Below are 15,411 nucleotides of genomic sequence, written 5' to 3' on the forward strand. Positions count from 1 at the left end.
GACGCGGCATCCGGGCAATGGGTTGCCCTTGGGGGCGCAATAGGGGAAAACAGGGCAAGCAGTCAAAACGGAACACAAGATGACGGAACAGGTCTGTGTCGGAGCCATCGCTGGTGCCTATGGGGTGCGCGGAGAAGTGCGCCTCAAAAGCTTTACCACCGAGGCCGAGTCCATCGCAGATTATGCCCCGCTCAGCACCGAAGACGGCAGCCGCCAGTTTGACGTGACCCTGACCCGCACCATCAAGAATGGGCTGGCCGCGCGCCTTTCAGGTGTGGCGACCAAGGAGGAGGCCGACGCCCTGAAAGGGGTTCAGCTTTACGTGCCGCGCGATCGGCTGCCAGCGCTGGAAGACGATGAGTATTATTATGCCGATCTTGTGGGCCTCGAGGTGCGCGACACCGGCGGCACCACACTGGGGCATGTGAAATCGGTGCAGAACCACGGCGCGACGGACCTTCTGGAAGTCCACGGACCGGGTTTGAAGGCGACCGTTCTGCTGCCCTTCACGCACGAAGTGGTGCCAACCGTCGATATTGCAGGGGGCCGGATCATCGCTGACCCGCCCGAGGGCCTGTTCTAAGATGAGACGCCTGCTGATCCACGCCGGATTTCACAAGACCGGCACATCCACCCTGCAAAAAATGCTGGAGGTAAACCGCACCCGCCTTGATCCAGTGGCGCGGATTGTGCTGCATGACACTCTGACGAATACCTGCAATGCGGCGCGCACCTATTCGGCCAAACGCCGGACCGCCGCCCTGCACAAATATGCAAACGGGTTTGGCAATTTCCTGAAATCCCTGCCCGACGATGACACCCGCGACATACTCATCAGCGCCGAGGATCTGGCCGGGCTGATGCCGGGCCGACGCGGGCAGAAAACCTATGAAGCGGCACCCTTTCTGATGAAGGCGCTGACCGTCGCCATCGCCGACGCCTTTCCCGAGCCGCCCGAAGTGATCTTCTATTTCTCGCTGCGCGATCCGCACGCATGGCTGAACAGCTGCTATGCCCATCACGTGCGTGTCGTGCGCATGACCCAGACCCGCGAAGAGTTCCTGACCGAGCACCTGGAGTCCGCAGACCTTAATGCCTGCATCGAGCGCATCCGCCTTGCTGTGGCCCCGCATCGCGTTGAGACAGCCTGGCTGCATGACACCGAAGACGCCCCGCTTGGCCCGCTGCAACCGGTTGCCGATCTTCTGGGGTGGTCCGCCGAATTGCAAAGCCAGCTGGAACCGGTCGCGCCGGTCAATGTCGGGTTGCCGGACCCGCTGATCGCAGAAATCCTGACCCTTAACCAAAGCGATCTGGACAAAGAGGCTCTGAAGCGCGCCAAGGCACAGGCGCGCAAACGCTGGAAGCGTAATGCATCGGCCGGAGCGGAAACGGCGACCGGATCCTGACGAGACGATCCTCTGGACCTGTCGACCGTTTTCAGCCAAAGGAAATCAACCGAGGCCACCACAGCACCAAAAGGCGCATCATGTCCGACAAGCCCCGCTCCCATGGACGCAAATCCATTTCCGTTTCCCTGAAACCGCGCGAGTTGATGACGCATAACCCACGTCTTGCCGGCGTGTGGACGGCGCGGATCATCACCCTGTTCCCCGATGCCTTTCCCGGTGTCTTGGGCGAAAGCCTGACCGGCAAGGCCCTGAAGGATGGCAAGTGGCAGATCGAAACCACCGACCTGCGCCAGTTTGGCGAAGGCAAACACCGCAATGTCGATGATACGCCCGCCGGGGGAGGGGCTGGCATGGTGCTGCGCCCTGATGTGCTGGGCAAGGCGATCGAGCACACATTGCAAGGCGCGCGCGGCAACCTGCCGCTTGTCTACCTGTCGCCACGGGGTCGCCGCTTTGACCAGAAAATGGCCCGCGCCTGGTCGCAATGCGACGGGGTCACGATGCTGTGCGGGCGGTTCGAAGGCGTGGACCAGCGGGTTCTGGACCACTACCGCATTCAAGAGGTCAGCCTTGGCGATTTTGTCCTGACCGGTGGGGAAATCGCGGCACAGGCCATGATCGACGCCACGGTGCGCCTGCTGCCCTCGGTTCTGGGCAATGCCGACAGCATCAAGGACGAAAGCCACTCCAACGACCTTCTGGAACATCCGCAATATACCCGCCCCGCTGAATGGATGGGCCGCCCGATCCCGGACATCCTGATGTCCGGCCACCACGGCAAGATCGAGGAATGGCGGCTTGTGCAGGCCAAGGCGCTGACCCGGTTGCGCCGCCCCGATATGTGGCAGGCCTATTGCGCCGCCATGGGGATTGATCCAGACGCCGGCGGCAGCTGAGCAAACCTTGCGTTGCCGCGCAGCAATCCCCGTGCTTTAGTGCGAACCACATTATCCAAAGCAGGGACCAGACCGATGGCAGGGAAATTTGAACTTTATACCGACAAGGCCGGTGAATTCCGCTTTCGCCTGAAAGCAGGCAATGGCGAAAACATCCTTGCCAGCGAAGGCTACAAGCAAAAGGCCAGCGCCGAAAACGGCATCGCCTCGGTCCAGAAAAACGCCGGTGACGAAGCACGCTACGAGCGCAAGGAAACGGCCTCGGGCAAGTTCATGTTCAACCTCAAGGCCAGCAACGGCCAGGTGATCGGCACTTCGCAAAGCTATACCAGCGCATCCGGCCGGGACAACGGCATCGAGTCGGTCAAACGCAATGCTGCCGAGGCACGCATCGACGACCAGACCTGAGCGTGGTTATTGCGTGCCCGCCATCCACTGTGCCCATGACTCGGGCGACCCGCGGAACACGTTGATATCCACCTGACCTTCGATCCCCGGCACCAGACCGGTGCCGGTATACTGCCAGAAGCTCCAATAGGCGCCGGGATAGACCTTGCCCGGATGGCCCGCCACGGACCGCAGCCAGAACTCGGTTCGCGCCAGTTGCCCGATCTCGGTATCCCGCCAGAAATCAACCGTCGTATAGAGGATCGGGCGGCGCCCGTAATGCGCTTCGATCATGTTCATGAAGATGCGCGCCTCGCGCCAGACCTCGCGTTTGTCCGGGCGGCGGGTGCAGGTCTTGGAATAAGGCGTCCACTCCATATCCAGCACATGCGGCAGGTCGGCCCCGCGCAGCACGTTACGGATGAACCAGCGGGCCTGTTCCTCGGCGGGACGACAGAAATAGAAATAGTGATAGGCGCCCCACGGCACGCCCGCCCGCTCGGCCCCACGCCGATGGAGGTCAAACTTGGGGTCCGCCACATCCCCTCCTTCGGTCGCCTTGATGAAGGCAAAGCTGACGCCGTTGTTCTTGGCCTTGCGCCAGTCGATATCCCCCTGCCAGCGCGAAATGTCGATCCCGTGCACCGGGTACGAGGACGGACGCCGCCCGTCCCAGTCATGTGGATCGGCATCGCCAAACCTCGGGTAGGTAACGATATCGGGCACCACAACGGCCGCCTGTTCGGTCGCCGCCGGTTTATGCGGGCGTGGGCCGCAGGCCGCGACGAGGCCGAGGACAAGACCAAGAAACAGGAAAAGACGCATCATGCTGCTCGCTTCACAATTGACCGGGGGCCTTTTCCCTTGATTACACGCCGGGGCAAGCCCCCTTGGCAACCACCCTGACGCCAAGTCGCAAAAAGACGGCACCTTCCCGCCGCTGCACAACGCAGAGCCCCCTGTTTTCCCTTGATCCCCGGCCCCAAATTGCGTAGGCACCGCCTGTCCGCGACTCTTACCTGAGTCGATCGGGCCCGTTGGTTGTTCGTATATCCCTGCTTTCTTCGGCCGGGATGCGATCATCGACTGAGACCAAAGAAACGACGGTTCACCTCTGGCGGGCGCGACATGCGGACCCGGTTGAAGACACAGAGCTCTGAGGCGGCACCAACTTCGTGGATCAACCACGAGCAGTTTAGGAGATGGTCAGATGGATCTGATCGCACAGCTCGAGGCGGAACAAATTGCCGCCCTGGGGAAAGACATCCCCGATTTCAAAGCCGGTGACACCATTCGCGTCGGCTATAAAGTGACCGAAGGCTCGCGCTCGCGCGTCCAGAACTATGAAGGCGTCTGCATCAGCCGTAAAAATGGTTCGGGCATCGCTGGCTCGTTCACGGTCCGCAAGATTTCGTTTGGCGAAGGCGTTGAGCGGGTCTTCCCGCTGCACTCGACCAACATCGACTCGATCACCGTCGTACGTCGTGGCCGCGTCCGCCGCGCCAAGCTGTACTATCTGCGTTCGCGTCGCGGTAAATCGGCCCGTATCGCCGAAGACAGCAACTACAAGCCCAAGAAAGCGTAAGGAGTGGTATCATGAAAAAAGACACCCATCCCGACTACCACTTCATCGACGTCAAAATGACCGACGGCACCATCATCAAGATGCGTTCGACCTACGGCAAAGAAGGCGACACCTTGGCGCTGGATATCGACCCGACCGTGCACCCTGCATGGACCGGCGGCACCTCGCGCCTGCTGGATGCTGGTGGCCGGGTGTCGAAGTTCAAAAAGAAATACGAAGGTCTGGGCTTCTAAGCGCCGACCTACCGGTTTCACCGAAACGCCGCTCCTGCCCGGGGCGGCGTTTTTCGTTGGACCCGTGCCCCGATCTTTTTCTTGGTAAAAAACCTCGGAGCGCGAGGCAGAGCCTCGCACCGCGCGCCGCATGGAGCGCAAAACCTGAACGCCGCAGGCGTCCCGCTGATGCCGTTTATTGCCCCAAAGCCTGCCCCAAATCCGCGATCAGATCGTCCGCATCCTCGATCCCGACAGAAATCCTGAGCAGGTTTTCAGGAATCCCGGTATGAGGCTCGATCGTGTGGCGGTGTTCCACAAGGCTTTCGACTCCGCCAAGCGACGTGGCCCGGTGAAACAGGTTCAGACGCCCCGCCACCTCAAGCGCCGCCGCGCGCCCGCCCTTGACGAGGAAGGACAACAGGAACCCGAACCCGCCTGTCATCTGTTGTTGGGCAAGGGCATGGCCCGCATGGCTGGCAAGGCCCGGATAGAACACCGCCTCGACCTTCGGGTGATCTTCCAGGAATTCAGCCACCGCCATCGCGTTCTGGCACATCCGCTCGACCCGCAGCGGTAGGGTGCGCATCCCGCGCAGCAACAGCCACGCCTCGAACGCCCCGATCACGGCACCGGCGCTGGCACGATCATTGGCAATCTCGTCCCAGACAAGCCCGCCCGCGCGCGTCACCAGCACCCCGGCCAGCACATCGGAATGCCCATTGATTGCCTTGGTCGCCGAATGCATCACCATATCCGCCCCCAACGCCAGCGGGTTTGACAGGATCGGAGTCGCCGCCGTGCCATCCACCACCAAAAGCGCCCCGGCGCCATGGGCCGCCTCAGCCGCGGCGCGTATATCTACCACGCGCAGCCACGGGTTTGAGGGGGTTTCGATCCAGACGATCTGTGCCGCCCCCGCCGCGCATGCCGCCTCAAGGGCGGCGGTATCGCTGGCCTCAACCTCGACCATTTCGATGTCGCGCCGCGCGCAAAACTCCCGGATCCACTTGGTTGTGCCCCAGTAAATCCCCGACTGGACCACGACCCGCCCGCGATTGGGCACGGTGCGGAACAGCGCGGCTATCGCGGCCATGCCAGAGGGGAACAGCAGCGCCTCGGCCCCGCCGTCCATCTGGGCCAGCACCTGTTCGGCCTGCCGCACCACATCATTGTGGTCCCGCGCATAGGTATTGGCGGCGTTCAGCGGCGCATAATTCCGGTCGCGCACAAAGGTCGTCGAGGGCTGGATCGGCGGCACCACCCCCCCGCTTTGCAGATCAATCGCCCCGCCGGCCTGTGCGGCAAGGGTCGCGGGTTTCATATCCTTGGGGTCCATCGCGCTCTCCTGTTCTTCTGCGCGCCCATCTGGTGCAGGAATCGGGCGACTTGCAACCCCCCTGTGCACCGCCCTATGACAGGGTATCCATTCCAAGGTCGCGCCATGCCCCGAACCATCCTGTTCAACAAGCCCTTTGATGTGCTGTCGCAATTCACAGACAAGGGCACCGAGGGAACTTCCCGCCGCACCCTGTCCGAGTTCATCGACCTGCCTGGGGTCTATGCCGCCGGGCGGCTTGACCGGGACAGCGAAGGGTTGCTGGTGCTGACCGATGATGGCGGGCTGCAACAGAAAATCGCGCACCCCCGCAACAAGTGGCCCAAGACCTATTGGGTTCAGGTCGAGGGGATTCCTTCGGACGCGGCGCTTGATCTGTTGCGCAAGGGGGTAGAATTGAAAGACGGCAGAACCCGTCCCGCCGAGGTCTCGCGCATGGAGGAACCAGCGGCGCTCTGGCCCCGCGTGCCGCCGATCCGGGTGCGCAAATCGGTGCCGGATTGCTGGTTGAAGATCACGATTTCCGAAGGCCGCAATCGGCAGGTGCGGCGCATGACGGCGGCCATCGGGCACCCGACCCTGCGCCTGATCCGCTATGCGGTTGGCCCGTGGACGCTTGACGGGTTGCTGCCGGGCACCTGGAACGACGCGCCGCCGCATCGCATCCCGCCTGCCCCCAAAACTGCGGCACCAAAGGCACGGCGGCCACGCCGCAAACCGCGCCCGTCCAAGTAAGCACGCAGAACGCTTCCCCTCTTGCCTGCCACAACATATAGTGTGCATAAGGCAACCAGCGCGCCACAGAGTGCGCGGGTCGGATCGGGCATCAGGAAACAGGCAGATGGCACATATCATCGTCGTGGGGAACGAAAAGGGCGGCGCGGGAAAATCCACGGTCTCGATGCATATCGCAACCGCACTGGCCCGCATGGGGCACAAGGTGGGCGCGCTTGATCTGGACCTTCGTCAAAAGACCTTTGGCCGCTATGCTTATAACCGGCAGAAATTCCTACAAGAGCAGGGGCTGGACCTGCCCTCGCCTGATTACCACGAATTGCCCGCGGTGGATCCGGCCACGGTCAAGCAGGGCGAGAATATCTATGATCTGCGCCTGTCTGCTGCGGTGGCTACGCTCGAGCCCGATTGTGATTTTATCCTGATCGACTGCCCGGGATCCCACACGCGGCTGAGCCAGGTAGCGCATTCGCTGGCCGATACGCTGGTCACGCCGCTGAATGACAGTTTCATCGATTTTGACCTTCTGGCGCATGTCGACGCGCAGGGTGACAAGATCCTCGGGCCGTCGGTCTATTCAGAAATGGTCTGGAACGCCCGCCAACTGCGCGCGCAGGCAGGGTTGAAGCCGATTGACTGGGTGGTGCTGCGCAACCGCATGGGCGCGCAACAGATGGTCAACAAGGAAAAGATGGGCAAGGCGCTGGACAATCTGGCCCGCCGCATCGGGTTCCGCGTGGCACCCGGGTTCAACGAACGGGTCATCTTCCGCGAATTGTTCCCGCGTGGCCTGACGCTGCTGGACCTGCGCGATATCGGGGTGAAACAGCTCAACATCTCTAACGTGGCCGCACGACAGGAATTACGCGATCTGGTCAAGGCATTGAACCTGCCCGGGGTCGAGGTGAACTTTTAACGCCGCCTGAGTACGATCAGGTTCGACACCGCCAGCGCCCCGACGACGATACCGCCACCCACAAGCGCCCAGCGGCCCGGATTTTCCCCGAGGATTGCCCAGACCACCAGTGGCGCGAGCACGGATTCCAGCAGGATCAGCAACGCCACCTCTGCCGAGGTGATATAGCGCGGCCCCAGCGCCAGAAGGGTGGCGCTGGCGACAATAAAAGCACCATGCATCAGGATGAGCCCGCTTTGATCCGGCCGAACCGTGCCAAGATCGGCAAAAGGCAGGATCAAAAGCGCCGATCCGATATAGGCCATGGGCACTGCCGGCACCATCGACACCTCTTTCACGCGCCGCACCGCCGTCAGACCGGCGGCAAACCCGCCCGACACCATCAGGGCCAACAGGTCGCCCCTCCAGTTGGCATTCTCGGTTTCGCCTGACCCGTAGGCAATCACCGCCAGCCCTGCGATCACTGCGAGGATGGTATAGAACATGCGCGGTGAGATGCGTTCGCCAAGGAACATCCTGCTGAAAATCGCGGCAAAGACCGGCATCGAGGCGATGATGAACACCACGTTGGCGACGCTTGTCAGGCTGACCGCGAGCACGAACAGAACGCCGCTGCTTCCCAGGGCAATCATATAGATCACGCCATGCCAGCCCGTCGCCAGCACCGCGCGGAACGGGGCAACACCCTGCCACAGCAGAAGACCGATCAGAACCAGCATGCCCGAGATCATGTTGCGCAAAAACGCGATGGCCAGAGGGTCGGCGTCAATCAGGCGCACGAACAGCGAATCCGGCACCACGCAGAGTGCACCTATCGCGGTGATCAGCAATCCTTTGGCCTGCGGACTCATGCGGTGATCTCGTCAGCGATCCGACGCACCGCCGAAAACAGGATCTCGATGTCTTCGTCGCGTGTGCGGTGGTTCGTGATGTTCACGCGAATGGCCGTCCGCCCGTGCAGCTTGGTCATCGAGGGCGCGGCGATCCCCTGCTCTTGCAGACGGATCACGATTTCTTCGTTCAGGGCGTCCAGCCCCGTCTCATCAAGCCCCGACCGCACCGCCCGGAAGCAACAGATATTCAGGGCCACGGGCGCCATCAGTTCCATATCCGCCGCCGACTCGACCATCTGGCCCAGGGCTGCAGCCTGTGCGCAGTTGCGATCCACCATCGCGCCAAGCCTGTCGGTGCCGTGTTCGGCAATCTGCGTCCAGACCTTGAGCGCGCGGAACCCCCGCGACAATTCGGGGCCGTATTCCACCGGCCACGGATTGCCCGCCGCAAGCCCCCGCGTCGCCCCTTTGAGGTAATCGGGGCGCTCGGAAAAGGCGCGGCGATGGTCCGCCTCGTCCCGGATCAGGACACAGCCCGCGTCATAGGTCACATGCATCCACTTATGGAAATCAAAGGCCAGCGAATCCGCCCGCTCCAGCCCCGAGAGTTTCGGGCGAACGCGGTCACTCAGCACGCCCAAGGCCCCGAAGGCGCCGTCGACATGCAGCCAGAGTTGTTCGTCCCGCGCGATGTCAGCCAGCGCCGACAGGTCATCAATCGCACCCATGTTCACGGCCCCCGCCGTTCCGATCAGCACGAAGGGTTGCAACCCCGCCGCGCGATCTTCGGCGATTTGCGCGCACAGGGCGTTGAGGTCGATCTGGAACGACGTGTTGGTGGGTAGTTTGCGCAAGGCCCCGCTGCCGAGACCAAGGATATCAAAGGCACGCGCCACGCAGCTGTGGGTTTGGTCGGATGTATAGCCAACCAGATTGGCCCCACCTACGCCGTTTGCGCGGCTGGTCCAGGCCAGCGCCCTGTCACGCGCGGCCTTGAGCGCGACAATCGTGGCAATCGACGTGCCCGACACGATCAGCCCGCTGGCCCCGTCCGGAAATCCGAACATGTCCCGCACCCATGCCAGAACCTGTTTTTCGACATAGATGGCCCCGTGATCGCGCCCGCCCAGATTGGCGTTCATGGCCGATGCCACGATCTCGGCCAGCATGTTGCCCGGCGTACCTGTGCCGTGTACCCAGCCAAAGAAGCGCGGATGCGTATTGCCGACCCCATAGGGCAAAAGCTGTTCAAGCTGGCGGGCCACTGCGTCGCTGCCCATGCCGTCACGCGGCAGCGGGATGTCATAGTGACATTTGTCTTCCTCGGGCAAAGGGGTCCAGACCGGCCCCTGTTCCGCGCCCTGCATCCTGTCGATGGCCGCATCCAGCAGGGCATGCGCCCGCGCACGGAAATTCTCCCAGTTTTCGGGATCAAGCCCGCCTCGGGCTTTGGATCGGTCACTCTTGGCGGTCATGCGCGTGCCCCTGTTCTGTCCGGTATGAACGCCGGTATCTGACGGGCAAGCGGGGCTGCTTGTAAAGCGGAACCTGTCAGTTTTCAGAAAAGTAAAGTGTATACAGGGTTTGCGGTTCCGAGACCCCGCGCAGCATGTAGCGACCAAGCGCAACGACATCATGGGGCGTTGCGCGGGCCGCGTCGACCAAAGCCTGCGAAATCACGATATCCCGCCCCAGCGCGGCGTGCATACTGCCCATGCGGGCGGTCTGGTTCACGGCGGCACCGATCACGGTGAAATCAAGCCGCGAATCCGCACCGATATTGCCGTAAAGGATCTCTCCGGCGTGCAGCGCAAGGGAAAAGCCAGTCTGCGGCACCCCGCGCGCGGCGCGGTCGGTGCTGCGCCGCTGCATCCCTTCGGCCAGATCCACCGCCGCGTCCAGCGCGGCCGATGCGGCCTCGCTGGCATCGTCATGGTCGAACATGGCCAACATCCCATCCCCCATGAATTTGAGCACATGCCCGCCATGCCTGCGAACTGTTTCAACTGCTAGCGCGAAATAATCGTTCAACATCTCGACCACGACCGGACCGGGATATTGCTCGGTCATGACGGTAAAGCCCTTGAGGTCGAACAGGCAGATCACGGCGTCCAGGCTGCGCAGGCTGCCGCGCCGGATTTCCCCCGACAACACGCGTTTTCCCGCATCCCGGCCAAGATAGACCTGCATCAGGTCCCGCGCCATTTTCCGGTTTGAGGCCGATTTCAGGGCCAGCCCCAACGCCGGCAAACTGCCCCGCAACAGCGCGACGTGATCCTCGCGGAATCCGCCGGGCGCATCCGTCACCCATGAAATCAGCATCCCTTCCGGCGTATCATGCGGATCCATCGGTTGATCCGGTTCGGGGCGCTGGAACAGGACTGCGGACGCGAGATAATCCGTCGCCCCCTGTTCCTGCAATTCCTGCAGCAGGGGGAAACTGCTGTGATGGTCCGGCTCCCCGATCCGTTCACGGTATTCCCACTTGGCCTCGCGCAGCATCATGTAGAACGGGCTGACCACCCATCGCTGACGCGGAGTTTCGGTATAGGCATAATGTTCGTCCGAGAACCCGCCATCACGCAACCAATCGAACCCAAGACCCCCGTATTCGGGGTGAAAGGCGCGTTGCGCGACATGCAGGCGGATCAGGGGCACGCCCATCGCAATCAGTTGTTCGCAATAGGATTCGAGCAACGCCCCCTGCTGCGTGCCCTCAAGCCCCCGCGCCAAAAGCCAGTCAATCAGGTCTTTGACAGGGTTCGGTTGCGGGGTATCCATGCCTTTACTCCATGCCGGCGAGTCGCCTGAGCATCTTACGCAGCAAGACCACCTCGTCCTCAGTGAATTTTGCACAAAGCGCCGCGTCATAGTCCCGCGCCACCTTGCGCAGGTCGGCATAGGCAGTTTGCCCCAGAGGTGTCAGCGTCAGGAATTCCTGCCGGCGGTCATCCTCTGACCGTTCACGGGTGACGAATCGCTTCTCGACCAGTTTTTGTACGGCACGACTGATCTTGGTCTTGTGAATCTTCGACCGCGCTCCGACCTCGGTGGCATTCATCCGCCCAAAAGAACCCAAATGGAACAATACACGCCACTCTGTGCGCAACATCCCGTATTTGTTCTTGTAGACTTTGGTAAAGGCAAGGCTGCTTTCCTCCGCAGCCTGGTTGAGCAGATAAGGCAGGAACACCTGCAGATCGAAACCATCATTTTCTGACATTTTAATGTGTCCTCCTGCTTGTTAGTTACAAAAACAACTATTACCAAAGCAACCAAATTCGACAGAATCTGCCGAAAGGAACGCGCGATGAAAGATATGGCTTACCCCACACGGATGAATGTGGCCCCCTCTCTGGAAGGCCCGCACAAGGGTTACATGCCCGGATTTGGCAATGATTACGAGACCGAGGCCCTGCCCGGTGCCCTGCCGCAGGGCATGAACAGCCCGCAGAAATGCAATTATGGTCTTTATGGTGAACAACTGTCCGGCACGGCCTTTACCGCGCCGTCGCATCAGAATGAACGGACATGGTGCTATCGTATCCGCCCATCAGTGAAACATTCGCACCGCTATGAGAAGATCGACGTGCCGCACTGGAAGTCGGCGCCGAACGTCGACCCGGACGTGACCAGCCTTGGCCAGTATCGCTGGGATCCCGTGCCGCACAGCGAAGAGGCGCTGACGTGGATCAATGGCATGTACACCATGACCACCGCCGGTGATGTGAACACGCAAGTCGGCATGGCTTCGCACATCTATCTCGTGAACACTTCTATGGAAGATGACTATTTCTTCTCGGCGGACTCGGAACTTCTGGTCGTGCCGCAAGAAGGTGTTCTGCGTTTCTCGACCGAGCTGGGCATCATCGACCTCGAACCGAAAGAGATCGCCATCATCCCGCGCGGCCTGCTCTACCGTGTCGAGGTTCTCGAAGGTCCGGCGCGCGGTTTCGTTTGCGAAAACTACGGCCAGAAATTCGAATTGCCCGGTCGTGGCCCGATTGGCGCGAACTGCATGGCCAACCCGCGTGACTTCAAAGCGCCCGTCGCCGCATGGGAAGACCGCGAAGTGCCCTCGACCGTGACCGTCAAATGGTGCGGCCAGTTCCACAAAACCGAGATCGGCCAGTCGCCACTGGATGTGGTGGCATGGCACGGAAACTATGCGCCGGTGAAATACGACCTGCGCACCTATTGCCCTGTCGGCGCGATCCTTTTCGATCACCCCGACCCCTCGATCTTTACCGTGCTGACCGCCCCCTCGGGCCAGCCGGGCACCGCAAATATCGACTTTGTTCTGTTCCGCGAACGCTGGATGGTCGCCGAGGACACCTTCCGCCCGCCGTGGTACCACAAGAACATCATGTCCGAGCTGATGGGCAACATCTATGGCCAGTACGACGCGAAACCGCAGGGCTTCATCCCCGGCGGCATGAGCCTGCACAACATGATGCTGCCGCACGGTCCGGACAAGAACGCCTTTGAGGGCGCGTCGAACGCCGACCTGCAGGCCGAGAAGCTGGACAACACTATGTCGTTCATGTTCGAAACACGCTTCCCGCAGCATCTCACGGCGTTTGCCGCCAAGGAGGCACCTCTGCAGGACGATTATATCGACTGCTGGAGCGACATCGAGAAGAAATTCGACGGCACCCCCGGCAAGAAATAACGCGACGGCGGGCTGAAATCCGCCCGACCCGAAATTTCGTAGGGCGGGCTTCAGCCCGCCACAAACGAACAAGGAAAAACTATGCCCCTTATGAAAAGCTGGGTGGCCTCGGCCAACGATGCCAACCACCCCTTCCCGCTGAACAACCTGCCCTATGGCGTCTTTTCGACCCCCAGCACCGAGGAACGCTGTGGCGTCGCCATCGGTGACATGATCCTCGACATGGCCGCGGCCGAAGAGGCCGGTCTCGTCAAGGTGTCGGATATCCCTGTCTTCGACGCGCCGTACTGGAACGACTTTATGGATCTGGGATCGGACGCGTGGGCGGAACTGCGTACTCGCCTGATCGAAATCCTCTCCGAAGGCAGCGCCGACCAAACCGCCGCCGAAGCCTGCCTTGTGCCCATGGCCGACGCCGAACTTCACATGCCGATTGCCGTCAGCGAATACACCGATTTTTACGCCGGACGTCACCACGCATTCAATGTGGGCACCATGTTCCGCGGCCCCGAAAACGCACTGCCGCCCAACTGGCTGCACATCCCGATCGGGTATAACGGGCGCGCCTCGTCGGTCTATGTCTCGGGCACGGATATCCGCCGCCCCTGGGGTCAATTGAAAGGCCCGAATGACGCCCTGCCCCGTTGGGCGCCCTGTGCCCGTTTCGACATCGAGTTGGAAATGGGCGCGATTGTCGGCACCTCGTCGGACGGCCCCATCACCGTCCGGGAAGCGGATGACAACATCTTCGGCTACGTCTTGCTGAACGACTGGTCCGCGCGTGACATCCAGGCTTGGGAATATCAGCCGCTCGGGCCGTTTCAGGCCAAGGCGACAGCCACCTCGATCAGCCCGTGGATCGTGACCAAAGCCGCGCTGGAACCCTTCCGCTGTGATACGCCCGAACGCGAGTTCGAATTGCTGGACCACCTCAAGGACTGTGGCCCGATGCTCTATGACATCGACCTCGAAGTCACGATGGCCCCCGCAGGCAAAGAGGCCAGCACCATCGCGCGCACGAATTACAAGGAAATGTACTATTCGGCCGCCCAGCAACTGGCCCATCACACCACCGCCGGATCTCCGATGAATGTCGGCGATCTGCTGGGCTCGGGCACCATTTCGGGACCGAACAAAGAAAACCGAGGCTCGCTTCTTGAAATCTCGTGGGGGGCCAAGGAACCGTTCACGCTGGAAACCGGCGAAGAGCGGTCCTTCATCGAAGATGGCGACACGCTCACGTTGAAAGGCGCGGCCAAGGGCGACGGCTATACCATCGGTTTCGGCGATTGTGTGGGCACCGTTCTGCCTGCGCTGGACGACCCTTTCGCCCGCTAAACAACAGGGGTGGGGTCGTCCCCACCCGACACCCAATTCGCAAGGTGGTATTGTAGCCACCGAACCGCAAAGGACACATCCAATGGCAAAAGCATTCGCGTCCCAAGGGGACCTGACCGAAAAGAAAATCACTTTCGACGAAATCGGTGAGGGCCTCTATGCCTTCACAGCCGAGGGCGACCCGAACTCGGGCGTGATCATTGGCGATGACAGCGTCATGATCGTCGAGGCACAGGCCACCCCGCGTCTGGCCAACAAGGTGATCGACTGCGTACGCTCGGTGACAGACAAGCCGATCACGCACGTTGTATTGACCCACTATCACGCTGTGCGCGTTCTGGGGGCCAGCGCCTTCAATGCGCAACAGGTCATCATGTCGAACGCAGCCTACAACATGGTGCTTGAACGCGGTCAGGAAGACTGGGACAGCGAATTCCAACGCTTCCCGCGCCTGTTCGAAGGGCATGAGTCGATCCCCGGCCTGACCTTCCCGACCACCACCTTCACCGACGAAATGACCGTGTTCCTTGGCAAACGTCGCGTGAACATCAAGCAGATCGGCCGCGCCCATACTGCCGGTGACGCCGTGATCCACGTGCCAGACCAGAACGTCATGTTCACCGGCGATATCGTCGAAGACCACTCGGCCTGCTATTGCGGCGACGGTCACTTTGCCGATTGGGGCAACACGCTGGACGCCATCAAAGCCTATGACGTCGACGCCATCGCGCCCGGCCGTGGCGGCGCATTGGTGGGCAAAGAAGCCGTCGAGCGCGCCATCGAAAGCACCCGCGACTTCGTTCAAAGCACCTATCTGCCCGCAGCGCGCGTTGCTGCGCGTGGTGGTTCACTGAAAGAAGCGTGGGATGCCGTACGCGCCGAATGTGATCCGAAATTCGCAGATTACGCGATCTATGAACATTGCCTGCCGTTCAACGTTGCCCGTGCCTATGACGAAGCCCGCGGCATCGCGCATCCCCGCATCTGGACCGCACAGCGCGATCTGGAAATGTGGGAAGCGCTGCAAGGCTAAACGACTGTGATCCCCTTGTGGGCTTTGTTTCAGATCAGCGCACAAGGGCCACA

The 15,411-nt window shown here is 61.5% G+C and carries 17 protein-coding genes; 11 read left to right on the forward strand and 6 right to left on the reverse strand.

The annotated features are described in order from the left end of the window. Positions 1-79: 79 nt before the first annotated feature. The 4 genes from rimM (at position 80) to WNE31_RS14175 (ending at position 2,716) form a co-directional block, all read left to right on the forward strand. Entirely contained in the window at positions 80-583 is a 504-nt protein-coding gene (rimM, locus tag WNE31_RS14160) for a ribosome maturation factor RimM (protein ID WP_349980532.1), read from the forward strand. 1 nt (position 584) lies between these two features. Beyond that, the gene (locus WNE31_RS14165) at positions 585-1,409 is read left to right on the forward strand and encodes a hypothetical protein (protein ID WP_349980533.1); all 825 of its coding nucleotides are present in this window, start codon (positions 585-587) and stop codon (positions 1,407-1,409) included. Positions 1,410-1,489: 80 nt separating this feature from the next. Beyond that, positions 1,490-2,308, forward strand: a complete 819-nt coding sequence (gene trmD / locus WNE31_RS14170) for a tRNA (guanosine(37)-N1)-methyltransferase TrmD (RefSeq protein ID WP_349980535.1) — start codon at positions 1,490-1,492, stop codon at positions 2,306-2,308. Between the two features lie 75 nt (positions 2,309-2,383). Further along, positions 2,384-2,716 (forward strand): YegP family protein, encoded by a 333-nt coding sequence (locus WNE31_RS14175; protein ID WP_349980536.1) that lies wholly within the window; start codon positions 2,384-2,386, stop codon positions 2,714-2,716. A 6-nt stretch (positions 2,717-2,722) separates the two neighbouring features. Here WNE31_RS14175 and WNE31_RS14180 read toward each other — a convergent pair whose 3' ends face one another. Beyond that, positions 2,723-3,520 (reverse strand): glycoside hydrolase family 25 protein, encoded by a 798-nt coding sequence (locus WNE31_RS14180; protein ID WP_349980608.1) that lies wholly within the window; start codon positions 3,518-3,520, stop codon positions 2,723-2,725. Between the two features lie 385 nt (positions 3,521-3,905). Between WNE31_RS14180 and rplS the strand changes: the two genes are divergently transcribed. Both rplS and rpmE read left to right on the forward strand, forming a co-directional pair. Then, a complete protein-coding gene (gene rplS / locus WNE31_RS14185; protein ID WP_349980538.1) occupies positions 3,906-4,280 on the forward strand; it encodes a 50S ribosomal protein L19 in 375 nt (124 codons plus the stop codon). 11 nt (positions 4,281-4,291) lie between these two features. Then, positions 4,292-4,513, forward strand: coding sequence for a 50S ribosomal protein L31 (gene rpmE, locus WNE31_RS14190; RefSeq protein WP_058311915.1), 222 nt, complete (start codon positions 4,292-4,294; stop codon positions 4,511-4,513). Between the two features lie 175 nt (positions 4,514-4,688). Here the strand turns inward: rpmE and WNE31_RS14195 are convergent, their stop codons facing one another. Continuing rightward, positions 4,689-5,831, reverse strand: a complete 1,143-nt coding sequence (locus tag WNE31_RS14195) for a trans-sulfuration enzyme family protein (protein ID WP_349980539.1) — start codon at positions 5,829-5,831, stop codon at positions 4,689-4,691. A gap of 105 nt (positions 5,832-5,936) precedes the next feature. Here WNE31_RS14195 and WNE31_RS14200 point away from each other — a divergent pair, with 105 nt between their 5' ends. Further along, positions 5,937-6,566 (forward strand): pseudouridine synthase, encoded by a 630-nt coding sequence (locus WNE31_RS14200; RefSeq protein ID WP_349980540.1) that lies wholly within the window; start codon positions 5,937-5,939, stop codon positions 6,564-6,566. A gap of 106 nt (positions 6,567-6,672) precedes the next feature. Continuing rightward, complete coding sequence (locus WNE31_RS14205; RefSeq protein ID WP_349980541.1) at positions 6,673-7,482, forward strand: division plane positioning ATPase MipZ; 810 nt, start codon at positions 6,673-6,675, stop codon at positions 7,480-7,482. Here the strand turns inward: WNE31_RS14205 and WNE31_RS14210 are convergent. The 4 genes from WNE31_RS14210 to WNE31_RS14225 all read right to left on the reverse strand — a co-directional run bounded on the left by WNE31_RS14210 (position 7,479) and on the right by WNE31_RS14225 (position 11,538). Then, positions 7,479-8,333, reverse strand: coding sequence for a DMT family transporter (locus WNE31_RS14210; RefSeq protein ID WP_349980542.1), 855 nt, complete (start codon positions 8,331-8,333; stop codon positions 7,479-7,481). The genes WNE31_RS14205 and WNE31_RS14210 overlap by 4 nt on opposite strands. Next, the gene (locus tag WNE31_RS14215; RefSeq protein WP_349980544.1) at positions 8,330-9,790 is read right to left on the reverse strand and encodes a pyridoxal phosphate-dependent decarboxylase family protein; all 1,461 of its coding nucleotides are present in this window, start codon (positions 9,788-9,790) and stop codon (positions 8,330-8,332) included. The genes WNE31_RS14210 and WNE31_RS14215 overlap by 4 nt, the downstream gene beginning before the upstream one ends. Positions 9,791-9,866: 76 nt before the next feature. Further along, the gene (locus tag WNE31_RS14220; protein WP_349980545.1) at positions 9,867-11,096 is read right to left on the reverse strand and encodes an adenylate/guanylate cyclase domain-containing protein; all 1,230 of its coding nucleotides are present in this window, start codon (positions 11,094-11,096) and stop codon (positions 9,867-9,869) included. A gap of 4 nt (positions 11,097-11,100) precedes the next feature. Then, positions 11,101-11,538 (reverse strand): MarR family winged helix-turn-helix transcriptional regulator, encoded by a 438-nt coding sequence (locus WNE31_RS14225; protein ID WP_349980547.1) that lies wholly within the window; start codon positions 11,536-11,538, stop codon positions 11,101-11,103. Between the two features lie 96 nt (positions 11,539-11,634). Between WNE31_RS14225 and hmgA the strand changes: the two genes are divergently transcribed. The 3 genes from hmgA (at position 11,635) to WNE31_RS14240 (ending at position 15,358) form a co-directional block, all read left to right on the forward strand. Next, complete coding sequence (gene hmgA, locus WNE31_RS14230) at positions 11,635-12,987, forward strand: homogentisate 1,2-dioxygenase (RefSeq protein ID WP_349980609.1); 1,353 nt, start codon at positions 11,635-11,637, stop codon at positions 12,985-12,987. A gap of 81 nt (positions 12,988-13,068) precedes the next feature. Beyond that, positions 13,069-14,325 carry a fumarylacetoacetase gene (gene fahA / locus WNE31_RS14235; protein WP_349980548.1) on the forward strand — a complete coding sequence of 419 codons (1,257 nt, stop codon included), beginning with the start codon at positions 13,069-13,071 and terminating at the stop codon, positions 14,323-14,325. Positions 14,326-14,407: 82 nt separating this feature from the next. Further along, positions 14,408-15,358 (forward strand): MBL fold metallo-hydrolase, encoded by a 951-nt coding sequence (locus WNE31_RS14240; protein ID WP_349980549.1) that lies wholly within the window; start codon positions 14,408-14,410, stop codon positions 15,356-15,358. Positions 15,359-15,411: the final 53 nt, after the last annotated feature.

This window comes from Shimia fortis (assembly GCF_040225985.1).
Classification (GTDB): Bacteria; Pseudomonadota; Alphaproteobacteria; order Rhodobacterales; family Rhodobacteraceae; genus Shimia.